The organism is Argonema antarcticum A004/B2 (genome assembly GCF_023333585.1).
GTDB lineage: Bacteria > Cyanobacteriota > Cyanobacteriia > Cyanobacteriales > Aerosakkonemataceae > Argonema > Argonema antarcticum.
This window is the reverse complement of record NZ_JAIQZN010000029.1, coordinates 42,316-62,141: the sequence shown is the minus strand read 5'-3', so window position 1 is coordinate 62,141 and position 19,826 is coordinate 42,316. Positions and strand designations below refer to the sequence as shown.

Here is a 19,826-nt window from a genome sequence, read left to right as displayed (position 1 = left end):
AGGGGAAGCGATCGGATTTTTAGGAATGCGATCGCTTCCTGAAAAACCAGCTTTGAAATTACTCAAAAACCCCCAGCAATTTGGTAGCCAATATCTGCTAAAATCGCCAAATCCACTTCTGTAGGTATAAGTGACCGTAAATTCTCACTACCTCCTAGAAAAGCTGGCACACCCTTACTGCTCACAAAATTGAATTGCGGATGCCCTTCACCATCAAAAGGAATGGGATTGCCTCCATTAACAGCCCTAACATTAGGGCCATCAAAAATATTTTCGTTACTTCGTTTTTCAAAAGTACCTCCTAAACCGATTCCTAAAGCGTGACCAATTTCATGCTCCGCAGTAGAAAAAAGACCATAACCAAAATTTCCAGGCGGATTGTCGCTCAAGATAAATGGAGTAGAATCGACCTGATATGTAACTAGAGTATTAAATGATATGCTTCCTGCATAAGGTTCATAGTTATCTCCTTCAATTCGATTTAGGAAAAGATACGAAAAACCATTGGCATCTTCAAAACCAGCAGCTTCACCATTTGTTACTCCACCAGCTTCGCTAATTTCGCCAGTAAAAGGTTTAGCACCCACAAAAATTAGAAGATCGTCGATCGGCTTATCTAAAACAATCCTATCTATTTGCCCCGTTTGAGGATTTTCTACGAAGAATGCAGTACCAGCAGGGATATCGGGGAATTCATCTTGAATAACAGATTCCCAAACTTTAGCTGCTGCTTCTAAAGTTGCTTTGCGAGCGGGATCGGCCAAAAATCCATTCGTATCAAATCGATAGTCGAACTCAATATTAAAAGTGCTAGGTCTGGGAGGAGTGCCCATTCGACCTTCAGCTTTTCCAGCTTGATTGTAGTGGTCTAAAGCACTGTTTATTTGCCCTTTAAAAAGTGCATAAGCAACATCGAAATTCCTTACCAAGTAAAAGTTTTCGTCAAAATCGCCAGTGGTAAAATCGTCAAGAGTTATCGTGGTGCTATTGACACCTTGCAAAATTGCCAAAAGCTCACCTGTGATATTGTCTGTAATAATAGTGTTGTTAGCGTTAGCACCTGTACCTTGACTAATTAAAAGGTCGTTAAAACTCAAACCGCTAGACAAACCAAGTCGATCGACTCCATCAGCAAAATCAACAAAAATATCCGTACCAGCATTGTTTCGTAAGAAAAATGTATCGTTACCTTCCCCACCAGTTAAAGTATCAGCACCCAAATCTCCGAATAAAGTATCGTTACCTAAATTACCAAAAACTTGGTCATTTCCTTGACCTCCGCGCACGATATCGTTGCCTTGACCGCCTTGCACGTTATCATTACCAGCGTTGCCGTTAATAATGTCATTTCCTTCATTACTGTTAATATTGTCATTGCCGTCAAAACCGCGAATTATGTCATCTCCTATTAATCCGCTAATAATGTCAGCTTCTAAAGAACCATCAAGGAAATCATTGCTTGTTGTGCCGTTTATAGTTGCCATTGTTCAATTCTCCTGTTACCAAAATGAAAGATTTTCGTACATTAAGTAGGGTGCGTTACAATGTTTCAATTTTCTCGCTTTGTAACGCACCGCCCCATTTACCGGGAGAGAATGCTAAAAAACGTAAACAAAGCCAGCAGGAGGCGGATCTTGAGCAAAGAAAGTATCTTCGCCTAGTGGAGTTCCTTGCACAATACCAATGAGTTCATCGTCATCATTGAAAGTACTTGTATAAATTGCCGTACCTGGTGGTAAACCAGTAGGAGATGGTGCTAAACGGATGTATCCGACATAGGATGTAATAGACTGTCGGGGGCCAATGACCTGAATTAAATCGCCTTCGATTAGGCTAAAGTCGGTAATCAAAGCGTAGTTGTCAGTACCAGAACCATCTTTTCCATCTTGATAAGCAACATTTGGCCCTAAGCGATTGAATCCTAAAATAAACCTATCTGCTCCTGTTCCACCAGTTAAAGTATCAATTTCATTCCTACCAGCAATAGGAACATCGTCAAATCTGAAACCATAGAGAGTATCATTTCCTTCTCCTCCATCAAGAGAATCATTACCTCTATTACCTTCTAAATCGTCGTTTTCCGAGCCGCCAAACAAAACATCATTTCCGAATTGACCTGTGAGGAAATCGTTACCTTTATCTCCATAAATAAAGCTGTCGCCTCCACCTCCGTAAACTGTATCGTCGCCTCTACCTCCGCGCACGGTGTCATTTCCGCTAGCATCACCACCAGGATTGAATTCTCCAAAGATTACGTCGTTTCCTTGGTTGCCGTTAATCAGGTCATTGCCAGAACCTCCAACGATCGTGTCGTCACCGCCAGAACCAAATATTGTGTCATTATCTGCTGGAGTTTGACCTTCAAGTCGTTCGCTAATATCCGTACCTAGTAGAAAGCCCATAATTTACTCCTGTGCGATTTAAAAGGGACTGCCAAAATTTTGTGTCCAGTAATAGTTGTAGTTAAAATTCCCAGTATCATTAGCTAGGAAATAGTAACCAACGCCAATGTCCTTATAATTGGGATTAAGCATATTGGCGCGATGTCCCGGACTGTTAATCCATCCGTTTACGACTGCTTCTGGTGTAGAATAACCCGCTGCAATGTTTTCTCCTATATAGGAGTATCTATAACCTGTAGCACCGATGCGATCGCCAATATCAGAACCGTTCAATCCCGTATGATCGAAATAGTCGTTGAGCGCCATGTCTGTGGTGTGTGCTTGTGCAGAAGCATTCAATTGAGGATTGATCGTCAGTGGCGGCAAACTATTTTGTGCGCGAAAAGAATTAGTCAGGTTGACAACACCAGTGATAAAATCTACATTCGGGTCTGGTTGTGGCGGTGGAGGAGGTGGCGGCGGAGTAGAACCTCCCGGAACAGCAGCGCGTCCTTCCTTATATCCAAAGGTTACGTAATGCTGAAATGCCTGCACATAGTTTAAATTTGCTGCCCTCAAATCTGGATTAGCATCCAGATAAAAACGGACATTGAAATTTTCTGCGGAGGGGCGTCCCTCATTGACACCAGAAGCGCGGAAATGCTCGAATAATTGTTCGTTATTATTCATACCCGCACCCGATAAGTCGGGATTGACAGCTTTATAAAAAGAGGAATTAAAGCCAGGAGAAAATCTGCGTCCCTCAGCTACGCCATTGTTTTGCAAATGGTAAAAAGCTTGCAAGTTGCTATTTATCCCACCCGCAGCTAAATCCTGATTGCTAACGCGATAAAAATCGAGATTTGCGAATGGCGAGAAGGGACGGCCTTCGTTAACACCAAACTTCAAAAAGTGTTCGGTCAGTTGTGCATCTGTGCCAAGTCCAGATCTAACTAAATCTGGATTGGCAGAGCGATAGTAATTTACATCCAATAGGTTTACGGTCATAGGTTATTCGCTCCAAAACTTATGCAGGAATTGTAGAAGTACCCCAAATTTCCGGTTTCTGCTGTAGAAAAAACGCGGTTTTTTTGGGAAACCAGATCGAGCGAGTGTGAGTTGTCGATCTAGCAAGAATAAAATATGAGAACGCTCCGATATTCTGCTTTGAATGAGCATGAGAAGATCGTAGCCTAACCTACCAGTGTCGATCGCACAACGTCGGTTGTGAATTATGTTAGGATTTTGGTTAGGGATTTGTTTCACTCTTCTGTATGCTCGATAATTACAGAGGCTGGTTGGGAAGTTTGAGATGACCTACTCTGGATTGAATTGCTCAGGAAAAGTGCCAATATTAGGATGGCAAATAAATGTAAAACTCCCAATGGTTCGGAATCAACAAATTGTTTTTGACAAGTCGCACAAAATTTCTCGTGCGGGCGGTCTGGATGAGCGGTGATGTAGCAACCAGGCTGTCCAAAGAGGTTTTGAGGGCAAGACATATTGTGAATGATGTAACATCTCTACAAAAAAACGAATTATCTCCGTGCTGAGAATTACGGCGCTTCGCTGGGCTTGAGAAGAGCATAACCGAGACAACCTGTGGCGATCGCACAACGTTGGTTGTGAATTACGTTAGGATTTTGGTTAGGAATTTCACAACTGCTTTGTGGAATGGCTTTTGAGCGCGATCGCAACTAGCTAGTTTTTCTAGTTAGAGCGAGCGAATCGAGTACGAAATATCTATATCGAGATAATTTTAAAGGAAAAGCTTGCCGCTACGGCCAACTTTTCCTTTAAGTCACGCACAGCACTTTCTCTATCATCGAAAACTGGTCTCTACACCAACTCGATCTTCTCCAAAACCATACTTCATAAAGTGTTCGTATCCGCTGCGGAAGATACCGTTACTAACAGCGCCAGCAATATCTGGATAATTCGCTAGATACGAACTATTACTAAATTGGCTGCTGGGGTCGCGTCCTTCCAACAAGCCAAAATTAACAAAATGTTCAAATCCACTGCCTATAATGTCAGCATCAACAGCTTGTTTCACGTCCTGATTTTGAGCTAAATAAAAATCGGAATTGAAGGTTTCCGACAAAGCGTTAAAGCGGGTAAAGGGAGGACGTTCCTCAAACATTCCGAACCGGATTAGATGTTCCAATCCGCTGCTTAAAATTTCTTGTTGAATAGCTTGTACCACATCTGGATTTTCGGAGCGATAAAATACTTCTAAGGAAGCTAAAGAACCGAGAATTGAATCTGGTTGTCGTCCTTCCGCCAAACCCGCTTTGATAAAATGTTCAAAACCGCTATGGAAAATACCAGTATTAACGGCTGCTGCAACATCTGGATTATTAGTTAGATAATCACCAGCAAATGTCGCACTTGGTTCGCGTCCTTCATTTAAACCAAACTTAACAAAATGTTCAAAGGCGTTATGGAATAAACCATTAGAAACTGCCGATCGCACATCTGGATTTTGGTTGCTGTAATAGCGGGAATCAAACAAAAGTTTGGCTAAATTGCTGGTGTCTTTGCTGCTACCGAAAAGCGTATTTCCAAATACCACATGAGTTTGACCGGGCGAATTTTTAAACAAGTTACCCGGAGAACCAATAACTAAGTCGTCTATATTGTCGCCGTTAATATCTCCTCCCTGACTGAGAGAAGTTCCAGATAAATCGTCCTCCTTAATACCATTGATAACTAAGCCGTTAGTACCATTAATTTTGGAGAGGTAAAAAGTGGGAGTAAATCCGGCATTATCGCCAAATAGGATGTAAGTCTTGCCTGCGTTAGCGTTAGCTTGGGAAGTGGCGATCGCTAAATCGTCAATCCCATCTCCGTTGATATCTCCCGCACCGCTAACAGCACTAATTGAGTTACCATCGATGTTGTTAATAACTGCAAAACCATTCCTGCCATTGAATTGGGAAACATCGAAGCGAGGAGCAAAGCCTCGGTTGTTGCCAAATAAAATGTAGGTTTTTCCAATGTTAGAATTGCTGCTAGCCAGGGAGATAATTAAATCATCAATGGTATCGCCGTTAATATCTCCTGCTTTGCTGACAGTAGTGCCGGATTTTTCATTTAGAGTATCGAGAATGAAACCGTTACTGCCGTTGAGTTCCGATAAGTTAAAATTAGCCGGAAATCCTTTAGCGGAACCGAATACTACGTAGTTATTCGAGTCGTTTTCTTCGGCGTTGATGATGATATCATCGATGCGATCTCCATTAATATCCCCAGCAGCACTAACGGAAGTACCGGATTTTCCATCATTATCGTTAATAACAAATCCGTTGCTACCATTAATATCAGAAGAGTTGAGATTGGCGGCGAAATTTCCTTTGTGACCGTACATCACATAGCTCTTGCTGAGAGTACCGTTTAATGGGCCAGGAGCGCTCATTAACAAGTCATCAATCCCATCGGCGTTGATATCGCCTGCACCGCTAACGGATAAACCTAAATAGTCGAATTCGTTAATTCCGTTGACTACAAAACCGTTATTTCCGTTGAGGTCAGAAAGGTTTAATCGAGCAGGAAGAACTGCTTTTGAACCAAACACTACATAACTCTTTCCGGCATTATTTTGACCGTTAGCTGTTGCTCCAAAAGCACCGATAACTAAGTCGTCAAGTCCATCGCCGTTGATGTCTCCCGCACTGCTGACAGAACCGCCGCTAAAACCATTGGTATCGATACCGTTGAGGATGAAACCGTTGCTTCCGTCTAGTTTTGGTAAGTCTATGCTAGCAGGAAATCCGCCTTTTTTGCCGAAGACTACATAAGTTTCTCCGGCGGCATTATTGTTATTGGGATCGGCTGCGAAGGCTCCGATAATGAAGTCATGGAAACCATCGCCGTTGAAATCTCCCAGCGTGTTGACGGAAACGCCAGCGAAGTTACCCGCGTTAATTCCGTTGAGGGTAAAACCGTTACTACCGTTGAGGTTTGAGAGGTTGAAAGCGGCGATATTTACTGTTACTTTGGCGGTACTGGTTTGAGTGCCATCGGTTACAGTGTAGTTGAAGGTATCGTTACCAGTAAAATTGGCAGTTGGGGTGTAGATTAATTGGTCGTCGGTTTTGTCGTCGGGAGTGCTGTTATCATCTAATCTGATGATGCTACCTGCGGTTGAGGTTTGGTCAAAGTTGAAGATGGAGATGGGGACACCGATAGTGCGATCGTCGTTGCTGGTAACATCAAGTCTGATGGGTGTGTTGACGGTGGTAGCGGTGAAGTCGTCAACTGCTTGGGTGGGGATGGCGATCGCGAGTACGCTTTCGGGGGTGAGGGATGCGATCGCTTCTTCGATGATGCTTTCATCAAATCCCGTGAGAATATAATCGATGATGGCAGCTTCGCGGACAATGGGGTTGGAAATGCGATCGCCAATTACTTGTTCTGCACGCCGAATATCTGTGGGGTCTAAATCTCTGAGAGTGACCTTCTTGCGCGGGAAGTTTCTGTTAGTAAAAGTGTTAGTATTTTCACTGGGTTTGTAGTCAAATAAAGACTCAGCTTGGTTGATGCGCCAGCTATCCGCATACTCGTTGTAAAGCTGACTGAGGGTGACAGGAGGAGTTAGTACAGTACCATCTCGTTTAGTGAGATCGTCTTTCGGATCTCGGTTGAAGTTACCCAGTAATCCTTTAATTTGTCCTTGTCGTTCTTCTTTGGCAAAAAAGCTTACATTAACGCGATTTGATACACTTGCAACCAGTTGATCGCCAGTGCCGTAAACAATGGTATATTGACCACCTTCACGATAAATGCGACCATCTCCAATAATGAGTGAGTCATTATTAGCAATAGTGGTGGGGTTGCCGTTGATTAAAAGTCCTCGATCTCTGTAAATGCCGATGCGTTGTCCAGCCAAAACTGTGGCTACGGCTGTGTTTTCGGAGACGCTACCGAGGCGATCGCTACCCAGTGGTTGTTGTCGTACCTGAATTTTTAGATCGCCGCTAGTTGATTCAACTAATACGAATTCTCCAACTGCTTGAAAGTCGTGGTATTGCTTGTCGAGAGTGACGATGCGGGGGTCGTTGTAGGTTTTGCCTCCGTCTTTAGGTCGATCGGGTTTTTGGTCGTCGTCGATAATTATGCCTGTCGCATCAATTGTAGTAACTGGATCGTTAGTAGCAAAGCTGGAACCATCAGGTTTTTTCAGTTTAACTTTGAAAGTTTCAGTTGATTCTTGTTTGTTATCTCCGGTAGTTGGTACAGTAATATCAGCGCTAACTTGTCCGCCAGGAATTGTTACTGTCCTTTGACTGGGAGAATAGTCTTCGCCTGCTGTTGCGTTTCCATTTTCGTATTCGACTATCAAGTTTACTGCTTGATTTGATGGTTCGCGGCGCGATACTGTAAATACTAAGTTGTCTCCTTCTGTTGCACGCGCATCTGAGATGGAAAAAGGTAGGTTGTAGGGAATTTCGTACTCAACCTCAACTATGAGATTTTTGCTGGCATTTTGATCTGGATTCTTATCATCTAATTCTGTTCCTTCAACTTCCTTGGTATTAATTGTTTTCAAAATTTTAAATTTTGGATCGAAATCACTAGGCTTGGTTGGAGGACTACCAATCAAGGGTAATGGATCGGTTGCAAAACCACCTTCTGGTATCTTTAGCGACAACAGTGGGCCAAACTGAGAACTACCTGATAAGTTTCCAATTTCAAAACTTCCTCCGGCTTGGAGAGCGCTAACATCGATACCACCTTGAAAAACAGAACCGATGTTATTTTTTACGTTACCGAAAAGTTCATATTTAGCTTTTACTTTTACCAGTCCAGAGCCTTGAGAAGGAGCTTTAAATTCAAACTTGTTATTTTGATTACCTAAAACTCCATTTTGTTCAGATTGTCCATCTACTGACATTGTGACTTCTGCTCTGTCAGGATCGAATGTAAAATCTTGCTGAAGACCTAATCCAATATTAGCTTTGATGTCTAAAAGATCGTAACTTAATTTAGCCTTAATTCTTTCTTCTGGTAAGGATGCTTCTACTTCATTCCCTAGCACTCTCAGTGCTGGAAAAGAGAGAGCAAATATTTTATCTAAATCTCCTTCTAAATTTATAATATTGTTCGATTTACCAGAAGCAGCAATATCTGGTAGTAGTGGATCGCTACTGTCACGAGCAGCCGTAGGTTGTATTTCTCCATCCTCAATTTTGGGTATTGAAGCGGTGATTGAACCTATTCCACCAGGAAATTCAAAACCACCTTCAGGATACTTAATAACATCAAAACTTAGTTCAGCCTGACCTCCACTACTTTCTATGGCTATATCTGGTTGAAAAGGATGACCGAACGGATTTTTAATTGTCAGATCCTTTAGTGTAGCTTTTCTTAAATTAGCTTCTATTTTGAATCCGGCATTGGGCAATTCAAATCCTTTAGTTCCTTGTGAATCAAATTCTGCGGCTGAATTTTTGACTCCAACTCCTGGTATGATTGAAAAAGTTTCACCTAAATCTACTTCTTTGGGTAATTCTACAGCAACATCGATTGGGTAGGAAAACTTTGCTTCTCCAAAATTGCCAGGAGTGACAAAAACAGAACCTTTTAATTCAGATTTTAAATCCCAATCAAATTTAGCGAATAGGTTATCAACTGTTCCACCTGGGGCTGAAATTTCTATTGGTTTAAATAAATCTTCTTCCAGACCTGAAGAACCACCACCCCAATTTCCAATTTTTCCAGCAAAAAAGTTTAGTTTGTCTGTTTGACTCGTCATTTCAGCCTGCTCAATTCTCACCTCTTCCCCATCCAAAACAACGATCGCACTATCATCCTCACCCTTCAACGCCGCCAATTCCGACTCATTCAACACCTTCCCCTGAGCAAGTGCAGCAAAAATTTCGCCTTCATCGCCAGCAGCATCGATCGCATTAATCTGCGAGTCTATATAATGACCGTATTCTTCCAGGAGAACAGATGCGATCGCATCCACATTCCCCTCACTCTCGATCGCAAATTCCCGCGATAAATAAATCGTATTCGTAGCAGCAGCAAAAGCGCCCCTCGCACCATTAATTTCAGCCGCATCGCGCATCTCAATTTGTGGAAAATTGCCAAAATCTCCTTTTCCCCAAGATGCAGCTAACTCTTCTACCTTTTGCAAGTCAAAGCCGTTACCAAAAGCCACCTGCATTTTCGTCACAAAATCTGGACTTGTCGCCAAACTTCTCAAGTAATTCTGGGCATTTTTCAGTTCATCTGACAATTCAACATCCAATAATTCAGGATTTAAAGTACCGAAGGAAGCATAATTTGTTAGGGATTGCATAATCTAAATTCCTCACAAAATTATTGGTTGACAAAAACAAAAAGCTGGGGAAATGGCAAATTTAACCATTTCCCCAGCCCCGCGAAACTCACATCCGTCACAGACTAGGTTCTCTAAATATTAAGTTGATTTAAAGTTGTTGGCTGTCGATACTTACAATCGTACAGCGTCCCTGCTTTTAGCCGTTACGCCTCAAGCTGCATCTTGCACCCTTTAGGGATGCTTTTTGCGGTGCGGGCATCTGCCTCACTCCAGCATTTGCATGAATTATACCACTAGGGGTAGAATTACGATCGTAAAGATTTGTTTCCAGCCCACCTCACAACTTCTTCATCAGTAATAACATACCGATAATGAGTGCCACCCTTGATAATTATCCGAATTTTTTTATCTTTGGGCCGATCGCTTTCGATGGTCAAACACCCAAAGCCCGTTTCTTGCCAAGTTTCAAGCAGAAGGCTCTCAATCCGGGCGAAAATTTCGTTAATGGTAGTTGGCGGATTGTCAGATTCTGATGACATTTCTACATCCTAGATAGAGCGAAGGGGAAGCGATCGGATTTTTAGGAATGCGATCGCTTTTGGAAACACAGCTATTTGTTCCTAAGCCAGATATATCTGGGCTTTATCTTGTTGGTCAGCAACAAAGAGCCACCCAGTATTACCAGGGCAATTACCGAAGATGGTTCGGGAACGGAAACTTTGTTTTCGTCAGAATTGCGATCGGACTTACATTTACCGCAAAGCTCTTCTCGTACTTCAGGCCACTCATCTATAGAGTAAACTTGCGAGTTTGTTTTAGTCTGATTTGTCTGTTGATTATTTCCTATTTTTATATCTGCAAAAGCTTTACTGGAAGTAGCAATTAAGCATCCAGAAGCTAAAACAGAGGAAATAACAGCGGTCATCAAATACTTAGATAGTTCAGTCATTTTTTTTCGTCCTAATGTTAGGAAAATACCAGCCAATTTACAGTTCTGTTACAAGGTAGTAGGGCCTGCGATCGTAAAGTTTGCCGCTGTCAAAGCAACATCGCTAAAGACTCTAATGGTGTTTCCAGCACTAAGGGTAATTTCCGAAAGCAGTCCTCCACCTGTAACTGGGATAGGAGTGGCAATAGCGCCTAACAAATCTGCTCCACTATTAAAACCCAGACCACCAGCCACCTGGATGAAGTCTTCTGTTACTACAAAATCACTAATTACATCCGTACTGCTTTCGGCGCGAAAAACAAAGGTATCCCTGCCAGCACCGCCTCTAAGTTGGTCATTGCCGCGATCGCCTGATAGATAATCGTTGCCCTCTTCGCCAAACAAATTATCATCGTCTCTTCCACCATAAATAACGTCATCGCCTAACTCGCCCAGGATTTGATCGTTACCTCGATTGCCAAAGAGAGCATCGTTATCTTGCTGACCAAAAATGTTATCATCGCCTGTTAACCCCAAGATCATATCGTTGCCAAGATCTCCTTGAATTTGGTCGTTGCCATCTAACCCGTTGATCATATCGGCCAAAACTGTGCCAAATATTTGGTCAGCACCTTCTGTCGCTATTGGTGGCGTTGAACCTTGAGCTTGATAGCCTGGAATTTGGTAGCCAATATCTGCCAATACTGCCAAGTCAGCCGGTGTCGGTAAAGTGCGTCCGGGGGTTCCTGATGGGTCCATAAGGACAGGCTGATTATCGCTTAGGAAACCTTCTTTAATATGTGCTAAGTCGCTTTCAAGCGGAATTGGTTGACCTCCGTTAACGCTTAGAGCATTCAAGCCATTAAATTTGGCTCCGTTACCTAGTGTGTCAAAAATTTCGGCTTGTCCCACTCCCAAAACGTGCCCTATTTCATGCAAGGCGATGGAAATAAAGTCAGATTGTCCGGGTGGAATATCATTGCCTGTGGTGGGTGTGGGGTCAAAAAACCACAGACGTGGACTTCCATCTGGACTATTCGTGTCAAATACGATATGACCCACGTGAGGCTCAAAATTAGAGCCGAAGTATCGCTTCTCGAAAATAGTGCCAGCAGCGCCGCTTGAAGATCCTCCCTCGCCAAGGGTACTGCCTGTGAGATCTTCACTACCAACGAAAATCAACAAATCGTCAATTCCAGAAGGTAAAGTAACTGGAACTGGTTGATCTGTTTCAGGATTTATCGCATTTAACTGAATGCCAGCTCCCACATCGGGAAATTCATCTTGGATGTAGCTTTCCCAAATATTCCCTGCTGCTTCTAAAGCCTGCCTTCGTGCTGGATCGTTGAAAAACCCCTTGCTATCAAATCGGTAGTCAAATTCAATATTGAATGGCATAGAAACCTCGGTGAAAGTAATAAAAAGAATTAAGAATGCGAATGCAGCCTAACTAATGTGTAACGATCGCTCCTTTGCTTCTGGCGTGGTGTAACCGCTACAATGTTTTCTCCCGCAGTAGAACTACCCTGTATTTGCAGTTTCGATTTGCAGAAAAAACGCGGGTTTTCTGGAAAACCCGGTCTTGCGCCTGCTATTCTCGATTAAGCAGGGAGAGTATGTGAGAACGTTCTGATTGTCTGCTCTTTGGTGAGCATGAGAAGAGGATAGCCCAGGCAAGCAGTGGCTCAAGCACAACAGAGGTTGTGAATTAGGTTAGGATTTAGGTTAGGAATTTTACAACGGTTGTCTGTAATGGCATTTATGTGCGATCGATCATCAGCTGAATTCACAGAAGCCGCAAATGATTGGAACCTCGATAAGCTGTACGCAGACTTGGCCCAAGCTAAGCAGGTTTTGGCAGCTTATAAAAGAAGGGAACTAACGGAGACTGAAAAGCTGCACCTGCGGGGATTGCTTTGCGGTTACAGTCCGGCGGCAATGGCCCAAAAACTGCATAAGACTCCCAGAGGGGTAGAAGCGGATTTATCTAAAACTTTGTATCGATATGTTGAGAATCTGAGCAAACGAAACCCAAATTCGTTATCAAACTGGAGAAACATTATTGATTGGCTGGCAGAATACAGAAAATCGCCATCGATCAAACCGTATCAAGATTGGGGTGAAGCGCCGGATGTACCTGTTTTTTTCGGTCGCCAAGAGGAACTAAAAACGCTCAAAGAATGGATTTTGAGCGATCGCTGTCGCTTGCTGACTATGTTTGGTATGGGTGGAATTGGAAAAACCGCCCTAACTGTGAAGTTAATTCAACAGTTACAGGATAGTTTTGAGTTTGTTATTTGGCGATCGCTTCGTCATGCTCCTCCTTTTGAAGAAATTCTTACTAATTTAATATTATCTCTTTCGCAACGAGTCACAACCGATTACTCTCTAATATCTACTATTAGTTTATCACGGTTAATCGAGTATTTGCGTAAGCATCGGTGTCTGATTGTTTTGGATAATTATGAAGGCGTTTTGCGCGGTGGTAATTTGGCAGGACAACATCTCCAAGGATATGAAAAGTATGGTGAATTACTCAGGATTGCAGGACAATCAAACCATCAAAGTTGTCTGGTAATAACGAGTCGGGAGAAACCCCAAGAATTTATCTCGCTATCAAGGGAGGGTTTTGCCGTTCGCTGCAAGGAATTGGATGGTTTGAAATTGCCAGACGCACAGGAACTTTTGCAGGTACAAGGTTTGTCTTACCAAAAAGAATGCGGTAACCTAATAGATTCATATCGAGGTAATCCCTTGGCATTAAAGCTAGTTTGTCATACTATTAAAAACTTATTTGAAGGGAATATAAAACAATTTTTGGCACAAAATACTTTGGTAATTGGGGAGATTTTTCGGAATTTACTAGACGAGCAGTTCGATCGTTTGTCAGTGTTAGAAAAAGAGATAATGTACTGGCTGGCGATCGAAAATCGTCTTTGTTTTCCTTTGAGGATGCAAGAGAAGATTTTGCTAACAGTATCCAGGTCGGAATCTATCGAAGCTTTGGAGTCTTTGAGTAGGCGATCGCTAGTTGAAAAAAACATAGAAGGTGAGTCAGTTCTTTTTACACTACAACCATTAGTTATGAGGTATGTAACTAAGCACTTAATCGTTCAGGTATATGAAGAAATTCTACAAGCAATAAGCTACCAAAATGTTGATAACTTTGAGCGTTTAAGGAACCACGCGCTTGTCACTTCTGCGGATGAAGACTCAGAGGTAAATGCTATTCAATTACGTTTGATAATTACACCAATTAAGAATAAGTTGAAGGAATTTTTTAGAGAAGAAAGCAGAATCGCATATTATTTTAACCAAATTTTATTTATGTTGCAAGATAAATCGCCTCACTTTGTTGGATATGCGAGGGAAAATATTCTTAATCTGCTTAAATAACTACGATTTTTATGAGTAACATTAACGAAGAATCTTTCGGTGTAAACTACTGCATTAATCCTGAGTGCGATCGACGAGAAAATCCTGACAATCTCAAACAGTGTCAAAGTTGTGGTACGTCGTTGTTTGTGAACGATCGCTATCGATTGATCAAACCTTTGCGAGACTTAAACGAAACAGGTAATGCGGAAATATTTGAGGTGCAAGATTGGGGTGTTGGGGAAGAAGATTGGCAAATACCAAAAGTTTTAAAAATCAACCGCAATTCCGGTATGGTACACCTGTTTGAGCGAGAGGCGCGGGTTTTAATGACGCTTAGACATCCGGGAATTCCTAGAGTCAGCGTTAAAGGTTATTTTACGATTTCGTATGGCAAGAGAGGCAAGCAATTGCATTGCTTAGTAATGGAAAAAATTGAAGGACATAATTTGGAACAGTGGTTAGAAAGAAATGGGAAAATAACTGAAAATTTAGCAATTAATTGGCTGAAAGAATTAGCAATAATTTTAGGTATAATACACAAAAGAGAAATTTTTCATCGTGATATTAAGCCATCCAATATTATGCTTCGCCCAGATGGGCAACTGGCGTTAATTGATTTCGGTACAGTAGGAGAAATTACGCCTGTTGATATCGATCGACTGTCAGAACACAATGTCACGATAGTTTTTTCGCAAGGATATACCGCACCAGAACAACATCAAGGACAAGCAGTTCCGCAATCTGATTTTTTTGCTTTGGGGCGCACATTTGTGCATTTGTTGACTAGCAAAAACCCCAATAAATTTCGCACAAACGCAAAGGGTAGGTTGATTTGGCGAGATGAAGCTACAAATATTTCTAAGTGGTTTGCAGAGTTAATTGATGATTTGATGGCGACTTTGCCAAAAAATCGACCTCAAAATACGCAAGTTATTTTAGAAAGGTTGAAATCGCGTCAAACTAAGCCAAAAGTTAGGTTTAGATGGCGGGATTTGCCAAAAGTGTTGCTGGCGAGTGTGTTGGTAACAAGCGCAGTGATGGGGATAAGGTGGTTTGGGATATTGCAATCGTCGGAGTTACAAGCTTACGATCGTTTAATGCGATCGCGTCCTCCCGAACGTCTAGATTCTCGCATCCTCATGGTAGTAGCTAATGAAAAGGATATCGCCAAATACGGTCATCCGCTGCCAGATGCGATCCTAGCGCAACTTTTAGATAAACTTCAACAGTATCAACCAATAGTAATTGGCTTAGATCTTTATCGCGATCGACCTGTACCACCGGGCTATGATAAATTTGTCGCTCATCTGAAAAAAAATAATCGTCTGATTGCTATATGTAAATTTGCTGCTGACAAAGAAAGTATTGCACCCCCACCTAAAAGCACCATAGAAAGGTTAGGTTTTGTTAACTTATTGTACGATATTGATGGCATAAATACTGTTCGTCGTTATCTTTTATCTCGTTATCCAGATGCAAAAGAAGGTTTTCAGGATTGTAATACAGGCCATAGTTTTAGCTTTCAATTAGCTTATAGATACCTGGATGAAAAAAATATTCAAACAAAGGTTACCTCAGAACAAGATTGGGTGTTTGAAAAACCAGAGTATAACATAGTATTTAAATCGCTAGAAAGTCGCGCTGGGGGATATCAAAACATAGATGCAAGAGGCAACCAAGTGCTACTAAATTATCGTTCAAGTTCTGAAGTTGCCAAGCAAGTCACGGTGACGGATATTTTGAGCGATCGCGTTAACTCTAGTTTGATCGAAGATAAAATAATTCTGATCGGAACTATTGCCGATAGTGTGAAAGATAATCACAATACACCACTGGGTATAATGCCAGGTTTGTTCGTTCACGCTCACATGGTAAGTCAAATTCTAAGTACAGTTTTGGATAAGCGTCCTTTATTGTGGTGGTTGCCTCAGTGGGGAGATGCAATTTTAGTTTTGATTTGCTCGTTAATAGGTGGAATAATTGTTTGGTATTGGCGTTATTCACCATTATTAATTATATGGTTAGCCCTAACAATTTTCATTGCTATTTTATATGTATTTTACTTTGCTTTGTTTATTCAAGGTGCTTGGCTACCACTTATCCCTTCTATTTTAGCTTGGGTTGTAACAGGAGTGTCTGGGATAGCTTATACTTCATTTCAGACTCGACAATCCAAATAAAAATGCCCGTACAGCTAATCAAATTCAGCCTGATTGCGATCTTAGCGATCGCTCTACGCGCACCCGACGCGATCGCTAGCTTTATCGGCAATTTCTCAGGGGAAATACAGTTGAGCAAAAACACATCACCTCCTCCAAATCCACCCAAAACAGGTACGCCCGGTGGCCCACAAGGAGGAGGTGGAGGTCGTCCTGGTAATTCTAAGTGTCCGAGTGGAGAATCTTCTGAAAAATCTCCTATAATTGCCCTCATGCCTGCATCTGGAAAAGCGATCGCTGCCCAAGAAACTTTTTGGTTTTATATTTCATTTGCGTCCCAAGATGTAGACTCTTTCAGCTTTGAAGTTCAAGACGAAGCAGGAAACGATGTTCTGCCGCTAACAAAAATGCCCCTATCTGCAACACCAGGCTTTATTAGTCTACGTCTTCCATCCGGATCTCCGACACTTGAAATTGGCAAACGTTATCGTTGGTATTTTACAATTAACTGCGATCCAAAAAATTCAGAGGATCGCATTTCTGTGGAAGGAGAAATCGAGCGCGTTGCACCTAGTCGAGAACTGATGCAGCAGTTAGATACAGCTAGACCGCGAGAACGGTCTAATCTGTATTTAGGAAATGGTTTTTGGTATGATGCTTTTAATGTTTTGGCAGAAGCTCGCATGAATAATTCTGAGGATGCGGCGCTGAAAGCAGATTGGGATAAGCTAATGCGATCGCTCGATTTAGGTGATATTGCCTCCAAACCTTTCGTACCATGCTGTACGTTTAATAAACCTCCCACTAACTAAATTTTTGGGGCTTCTACTGCCAGTTTCCTAACAGGATGTAAGGAGCCCATTTAGATGGTGGAGTAGCGGGGTTATCTTTTAAAAGTTTCTGTTGAGCCAAGCGGAGTGCTTCTGTTTTAGGTAACCGGGGGTTGTTTTTTAACTGTTGGTAAAACTCATCTATTAAAACAACAGTAGTTTTATCATCTGCTCGCCATAAAGAAGCTAAGGTACTGCGTGCGCCTGCTCTCACGGCTACTCCCGCAATTCCTAAAGTAGCTCGTTCGTCTCCCTTGGCGGTTTCGCAGGCGGTAAGAAGGAGCAATTCGATAGGTTTGGAATTTACGCGATCACTAACCCGAAGGATATTATCTAGTTCTGTAACTTTCAAGCGTTTACCCCAAATAACGATATAAGTTTGGTCAGGGTTAGAACTAAATTGACCGTGCGTTGCTATATGAACAACAGAAAATTTATCTGAGCCTATTTGCTGTTTAAATTTTGCATCTGTAAAATTTTGATTGAGAAGTATTTCACTAGAAAGTTTCTCCTTAATTAGCTCTAATTCAATTTTAACATTAGGTAGAGAAGTATATTTTACGCCTTCCATAAGTTCTTGTTCCATACTCACTCCAGCACCTAAAACATTTAAATATTGTCGAGATAAAGGTTTGGGGCTTATTAGTTGTAAGCCTGGAGCTAGAGCTATACCATATTTTTGCATAAGATACTCTTTCCCATCGAAAAGTGCTGCCATTGGAATGTTACGCAATTTCCCATCTAGCACAAATACTAAAGTTTTTACTTGACTTGCCATTAAATCTGTTTCGATTGGTTGAATTAACCAGTTATATATTTGTTTAGATAATTCCTTTCCCTTGGCAGATGGAGATGGTAGTTTTAATTCTTGCCATAATTTTTGTAAAATGCTTTCTATCTCTTTTTTGCCTATACTGGCTGAATAGTAAAGTAGGTCTTTCTTGGGTAATTTGGCAATTACTGCCATTTTTTTGTTTAAAATAATGGGATAAATCACTGCGGCTTTTGATTCTGCTTTATCTTCATCAACTACTCGATCTATTAATTCCGGCCTACCACTCACGCAAGCTGACCGAAAGTAATCATCTAATTCAGCTAATTGCAGTGCTTCTATTGCCTCCCGTGCTAGCTTCAGATTAGTTTGACTGGGTTGCGCCTCTTTTAATAACAATTCGACTAATTCGCGATAGAATGGTTCTACACTATCCCGAAAGTTAAATTGCACGTCTCTACTAATAGAAACCAAATCTTTTCGCAGAGATTTGAGAGTATCAAATGCGGTAGTGTAAGCTGCGATCGCACCTTTTTCATCTCCCTTCGCTTTTCGCAGTCTTCCCAATTGCCATTGCCAGAGGTAATCAATGTTAGGCGCATCAATATCAGCGGTCAATTTTAAAGCTTTTTTTGTCAAAAATTCAGCATTTTCGTAATCCTGATTTTGTTGATAAATACCACCGAGATAACCAAGTGCATAAGCTTGCGATCGCACATCATTTAGAGCGCGAGATTCTCGGACAGCAGTTGCCAGTATTTGACTAATTTGTTGCCAAGTAGGAACATTTTCTAATTGCCAAATTTTCCGCTCATCCTCAACTTTTTCATCGGAAAAAGGGCACGATTGTGCGATCGGGGATGAGTATTCTGCTTTTGCCTTTGTCTGCGTAAGGCAAACTAAACTTTGAGCTAAGTTAATCCGAGCAAAAACAGCCGCTCTACTGGCAGATAAATTATTAATTTGCGATTCAATTTTAGACCACAAAAAAAGTGCTTTTTGGGTGAGTTGCAACTCAAGTTCAGGCCAAGTCATTTGGCGTTTGTTAATCTGTTCTACCCACCATCGCTTGATGTCTAGCAATAAGCTTAGATGATTGAGTTCGGCTTGAATTTTTGCGATCGGCGTAGCTTCTGAATTAGTTATATTACGATATCCATCGAAAGCCAAACTGTACAAATTTTCTACGGCTTCTTGATAGTTTTTGGTATCGATAATTGTTGTAATTATGGGGTCGTCTAATAAGTTCCTGCTCCGGTTGGCTATAGATCGATCGGTATCAGCTAAACTCAGTTCGGCAGCAATAATATCCTCAATGTATTGAGACTCTTTAGCAACGTTCAAACTTTGCTGTAAGATACTTTTCGACAAATCTAAATTACCAAAAATACGGAGAGCATTGCCAAGCGATCGCAACCCAGTAGCTTTAAGTTGTAAAGTCGCCCTATCCTGCGTCTGGAAAAACGGTTCTTCTAGGAATTTCTTGACTTCAGTAAGCCTTTTTACAGCTTGACTGTAAAGTCCCAAAGCTTGCATAGCTTGGGCTTGGTTAATTTCATTTTGAACTATAGCAAATTTATCGCCAATCTGACTGTAATTTTCGGCAGCTTGTTGCCACATTTGCAAAGCTGCTTCCGATTCACCTTTCATTAATTGCAACTGTCCCTGGATATCCAGACTTTGGGCAAGAATTCGCAACTGCTCTTTTGTGCTTCTTTCCGTTTTCAGAAGTTGCAAACCTTCAGTAATAGCTTTATCTGCATCCGGCAACTTTCCCAATTGCTGATAGGTAAGGGAAAGATTGCTTAATGCCATTGCTTGATTCAGCTTATCATTTTGAGTTGCAAAAGCCGAAATCGCTTGTTTCCAAACCTCCGCCGCTTCCGCAAAGCGTCCGCCTTCATACAAAGTTCTGCCCTCTTTCACCAGTTGTAGTGCAGGATACAAACTTTGGACACTGGGAGGTTGTGCAGAAACCTTCGCCACCACAGACGGTATGCCAAGGGAGAGGATAAATAATAGGAATATTAACAGCAGTCTGAAAGTCTTTCGCCAAGGAGTCATTGCCAAAAAGGATAGTTTTCGAT

12 protein-coding genes are annotated in these 19,826 nt (G+C 41.7%); 3 read left to right on the top strand and 9 right to left on the bottom strand.

Annotated features, from left to right (window positions below):
* Positions 1 to 62: 62 nt before the first annotated feature.
* The 8 genes from LAY57_RS14645 to LAY57_RS14610 all read right to left on the bottom strand — a co-directional run bounded on the left by LAY57_RS14645 (position 63) and on the right by LAY57_RS14610 (position 11,998).
* Positions 63 to 1,484, bottom strand: a complete 1,422-nt coding sequence (locus LAY57_RS14645) for a hypothetical protein (RefSeq protein WP_249067517.1) — start codon at positions 1,482 to 1,484, stop codon at positions 63 to 65.
* Positions 1,485 to 1,598: 114 nt separating this feature from the next.
* Complete coding sequence (locus LAY57_RS14640; RefSeq protein WP_249067516.1) at positions 1,599 to 2,402, bottom strand: calcium-binding protein; 804 nt, start codon at positions 2,400 to 2,402, stop codon at positions 1,599 to 1,601.
* A gap of 18 nt (positions 2,403 to 2,420) precedes the next feature.
* Complete coding sequence (locus LAY57_RS14635) at positions 2,421 to 3,389, bottom strand: CAP domain-containing protein (RefSeq protein ID WP_249067515.1); 969 nt, start codon at positions 3,387 to 3,389, stop codon at positions 2,421 to 2,423.
* 548 nt (positions 3,390 to 3,937) lie between these two features.
* Positions 3,938 to 4,078 (bottom strand): hypothetical protein, encoded by a 141-nt coding sequence (locus LAY57_RS14630; RefSeq protein ID WP_249067514.1) that lies wholly within the window; start codon positions 4,076 to 4,078, stop codon positions 3,938 to 3,940.
* A gap of 125 nt (positions 4,079 to 4,203) precedes the next feature.
* Positions 4,204 to 9,690, bottom strand: a complete 5,487-nt coding sequence (locus tag LAY57_RS14625; protein WP_249067513.1) for a VWD domain-containing protein — start codon at positions 9,688 to 9,690, stop codon at positions 4,204 to 4,206.
* 287 nt (positions 9,691 to 9,977) lie between these two features.
* A complete protein-coding gene (locus tag LAY57_RS14620; protein WP_249067512.1) occupies positions 9,978 to 10,211 on the bottom strand; it encodes a hypothetical protein in 234 nt (77 codons plus the stop codon).
* Positions 10,212 to 10,282: 71 nt separating this feature from the next.
* A complete protein-coding gene (locus LAY57_RS14615; protein ID WP_249067511.1) occupies positions 10,283 to 10,621 on the bottom strand; it encodes a PEP-CTERM sorting domain-containing protein in 339 nt (112 codons plus the stop codon).
* A 48-nt stretch (positions 10,622 to 10,669) separates the two neighbouring features.
* Positions 10,670 to 11,998, bottom strand: coding sequence for a hypothetical protein (locus tag LAY57_RS14610; protein WP_249067510.1), 1,329 nt, complete (start codon positions 11,996 to 11,998; stop codon positions 10,670 to 10,672).
* Between the two features lie 363 nt (positions 11,999 to 12,361).
* Between LAY57_RS14610 and LAY57_RS14605 the strand changes: the two genes are divergently transcribed.
* Genes LAY57_RS14605 through LAY57_RS14595 form a run of 3 tightly spaced genes read left to right on the top strand, consistent with a single transcriptional unit; the run spans position 12,362 to position 16,949 of the window.
* Positions 12,362 to 13,996: an NB-ARC domain-containing protein gene (locus LAY57_RS14605; protein ID WP_249067509.1), complete on the top strand. Its 1,635-nt coding sequence runs from the start codon at positions 12,362 to 12,364 to the stop codon at positions 13,994 to 13,996.
* A gap of 11 nt (positions 13,997 to 14,007) precedes the next feature.
* Positions 14,008 to 16,158 (top strand): CHASE2 domain-containing protein, encoded by a 2,151-nt coding sequence (locus LAY57_RS14600; RefSeq protein WP_249067508.1) that lies wholly within the window; start codon positions 14,008 to 14,010, stop codon positions 16,156 to 16,158.
* 2 nt (positions 16,159 to 16,160) lie between these two features.
* A complete protein-coding gene (locus tag LAY57_RS14595; protein ID WP_249067507.1) occupies positions 16,161 to 16,949 on the top strand; it encodes a DUF928 domain-containing protein in 789 nt (262 codons plus the stop codon).
* A gap of 13 nt (positions 16,950 to 16,962) precedes the next feature.
* Here LAY57_RS14595 and LAY57_RS14590 read toward each other — a convergent pair whose 3' ends face one another.
* Complete coding sequence (locus LAY57_RS14590; RefSeq protein WP_249067506.1) at positions 16,963 to 19,803, bottom strand: CHAT domain-containing protein; 2,841 nt, start codon at positions 19,801 to 19,803, stop codon at positions 16,963 to 16,965.
* Positions 19,804 to 19,826 lie beyond the last annotated feature (23 nt).

Coding starts and splice junctions, on each gene's coding strand:
- LAY57_RS14645 (WP_249067517.1), bottom strand. CDS start 1,484: ATGGCAACTATAAACGGCACAACAAGCAATGATTTCCTTGATGGTTCT.
- LAY57_RS14640 (WP_249067516.1), bottom strand. CDS start 2,402: ATGGGCTTTCTACTAGGTACGGATATTAGCGAACGACTTGAAGGTCAA.
- LAY57_RS14635 (WP_249067515.1), bottom strand. CDS start 3,389: ATGACCGTAAACCTATTGGATGTAAATTACTATCGCTCTGCCAATCCA.
- LAY57_RS14625 (WP_249067513.1), bottom strand. CDS start 9,690: ATGCAATCCCTAACAAATTATGCTTCCTTCGGTACTTTAAATCCTGAA.
- LAY57_RS14620 (WP_249067512.1), bottom strand. CDS start 10,211: ATGTCATCAGAATCTGACAATCCGCCAACTACCATTAACGAAATTTTC.
- LAY57_RS14615 (WP_249067511.1), bottom strand. CDS start 10,621: ATGACTGAACTATCTAAGTATTTGATGACCGCTGTTATTTCCTCTGTT.
- LAY57_RS14610 (WP_249067510.1), bottom strand. CDS start 11,998: ATGCCATTCAATATTGAATTTGACTACCGATTTGATAGCAAGGGGTTT.
- LAY57_RS14605 (WP_249067509.1), top strand. CDS start 12,362: ATGTGCGATCGATCATCAGCTGAATTCACAGAAGCCGCAAATGATTGG.
- LAY57_RS14600 (WP_249067508.1), top strand. CDS start 14,008: ATGAGTAACATTAACGAAGAATCTTTCGGTGTAAACTACTGCATTAAT.
- LAY57_RS14595 (WP_249067507.1), top strand. CDS start 16,161: ATGCCCGTACAGCTAATCAAATTCAGCCTGATTGCGATCTTAGCGATC.
- LAY57_RS14590 (WP_249067506.1), bottom strand. CDS start 19,803: ATGACTCCTTGGCGAAAGACTTTCAGACTGCTGTTAATATTCCTATTA.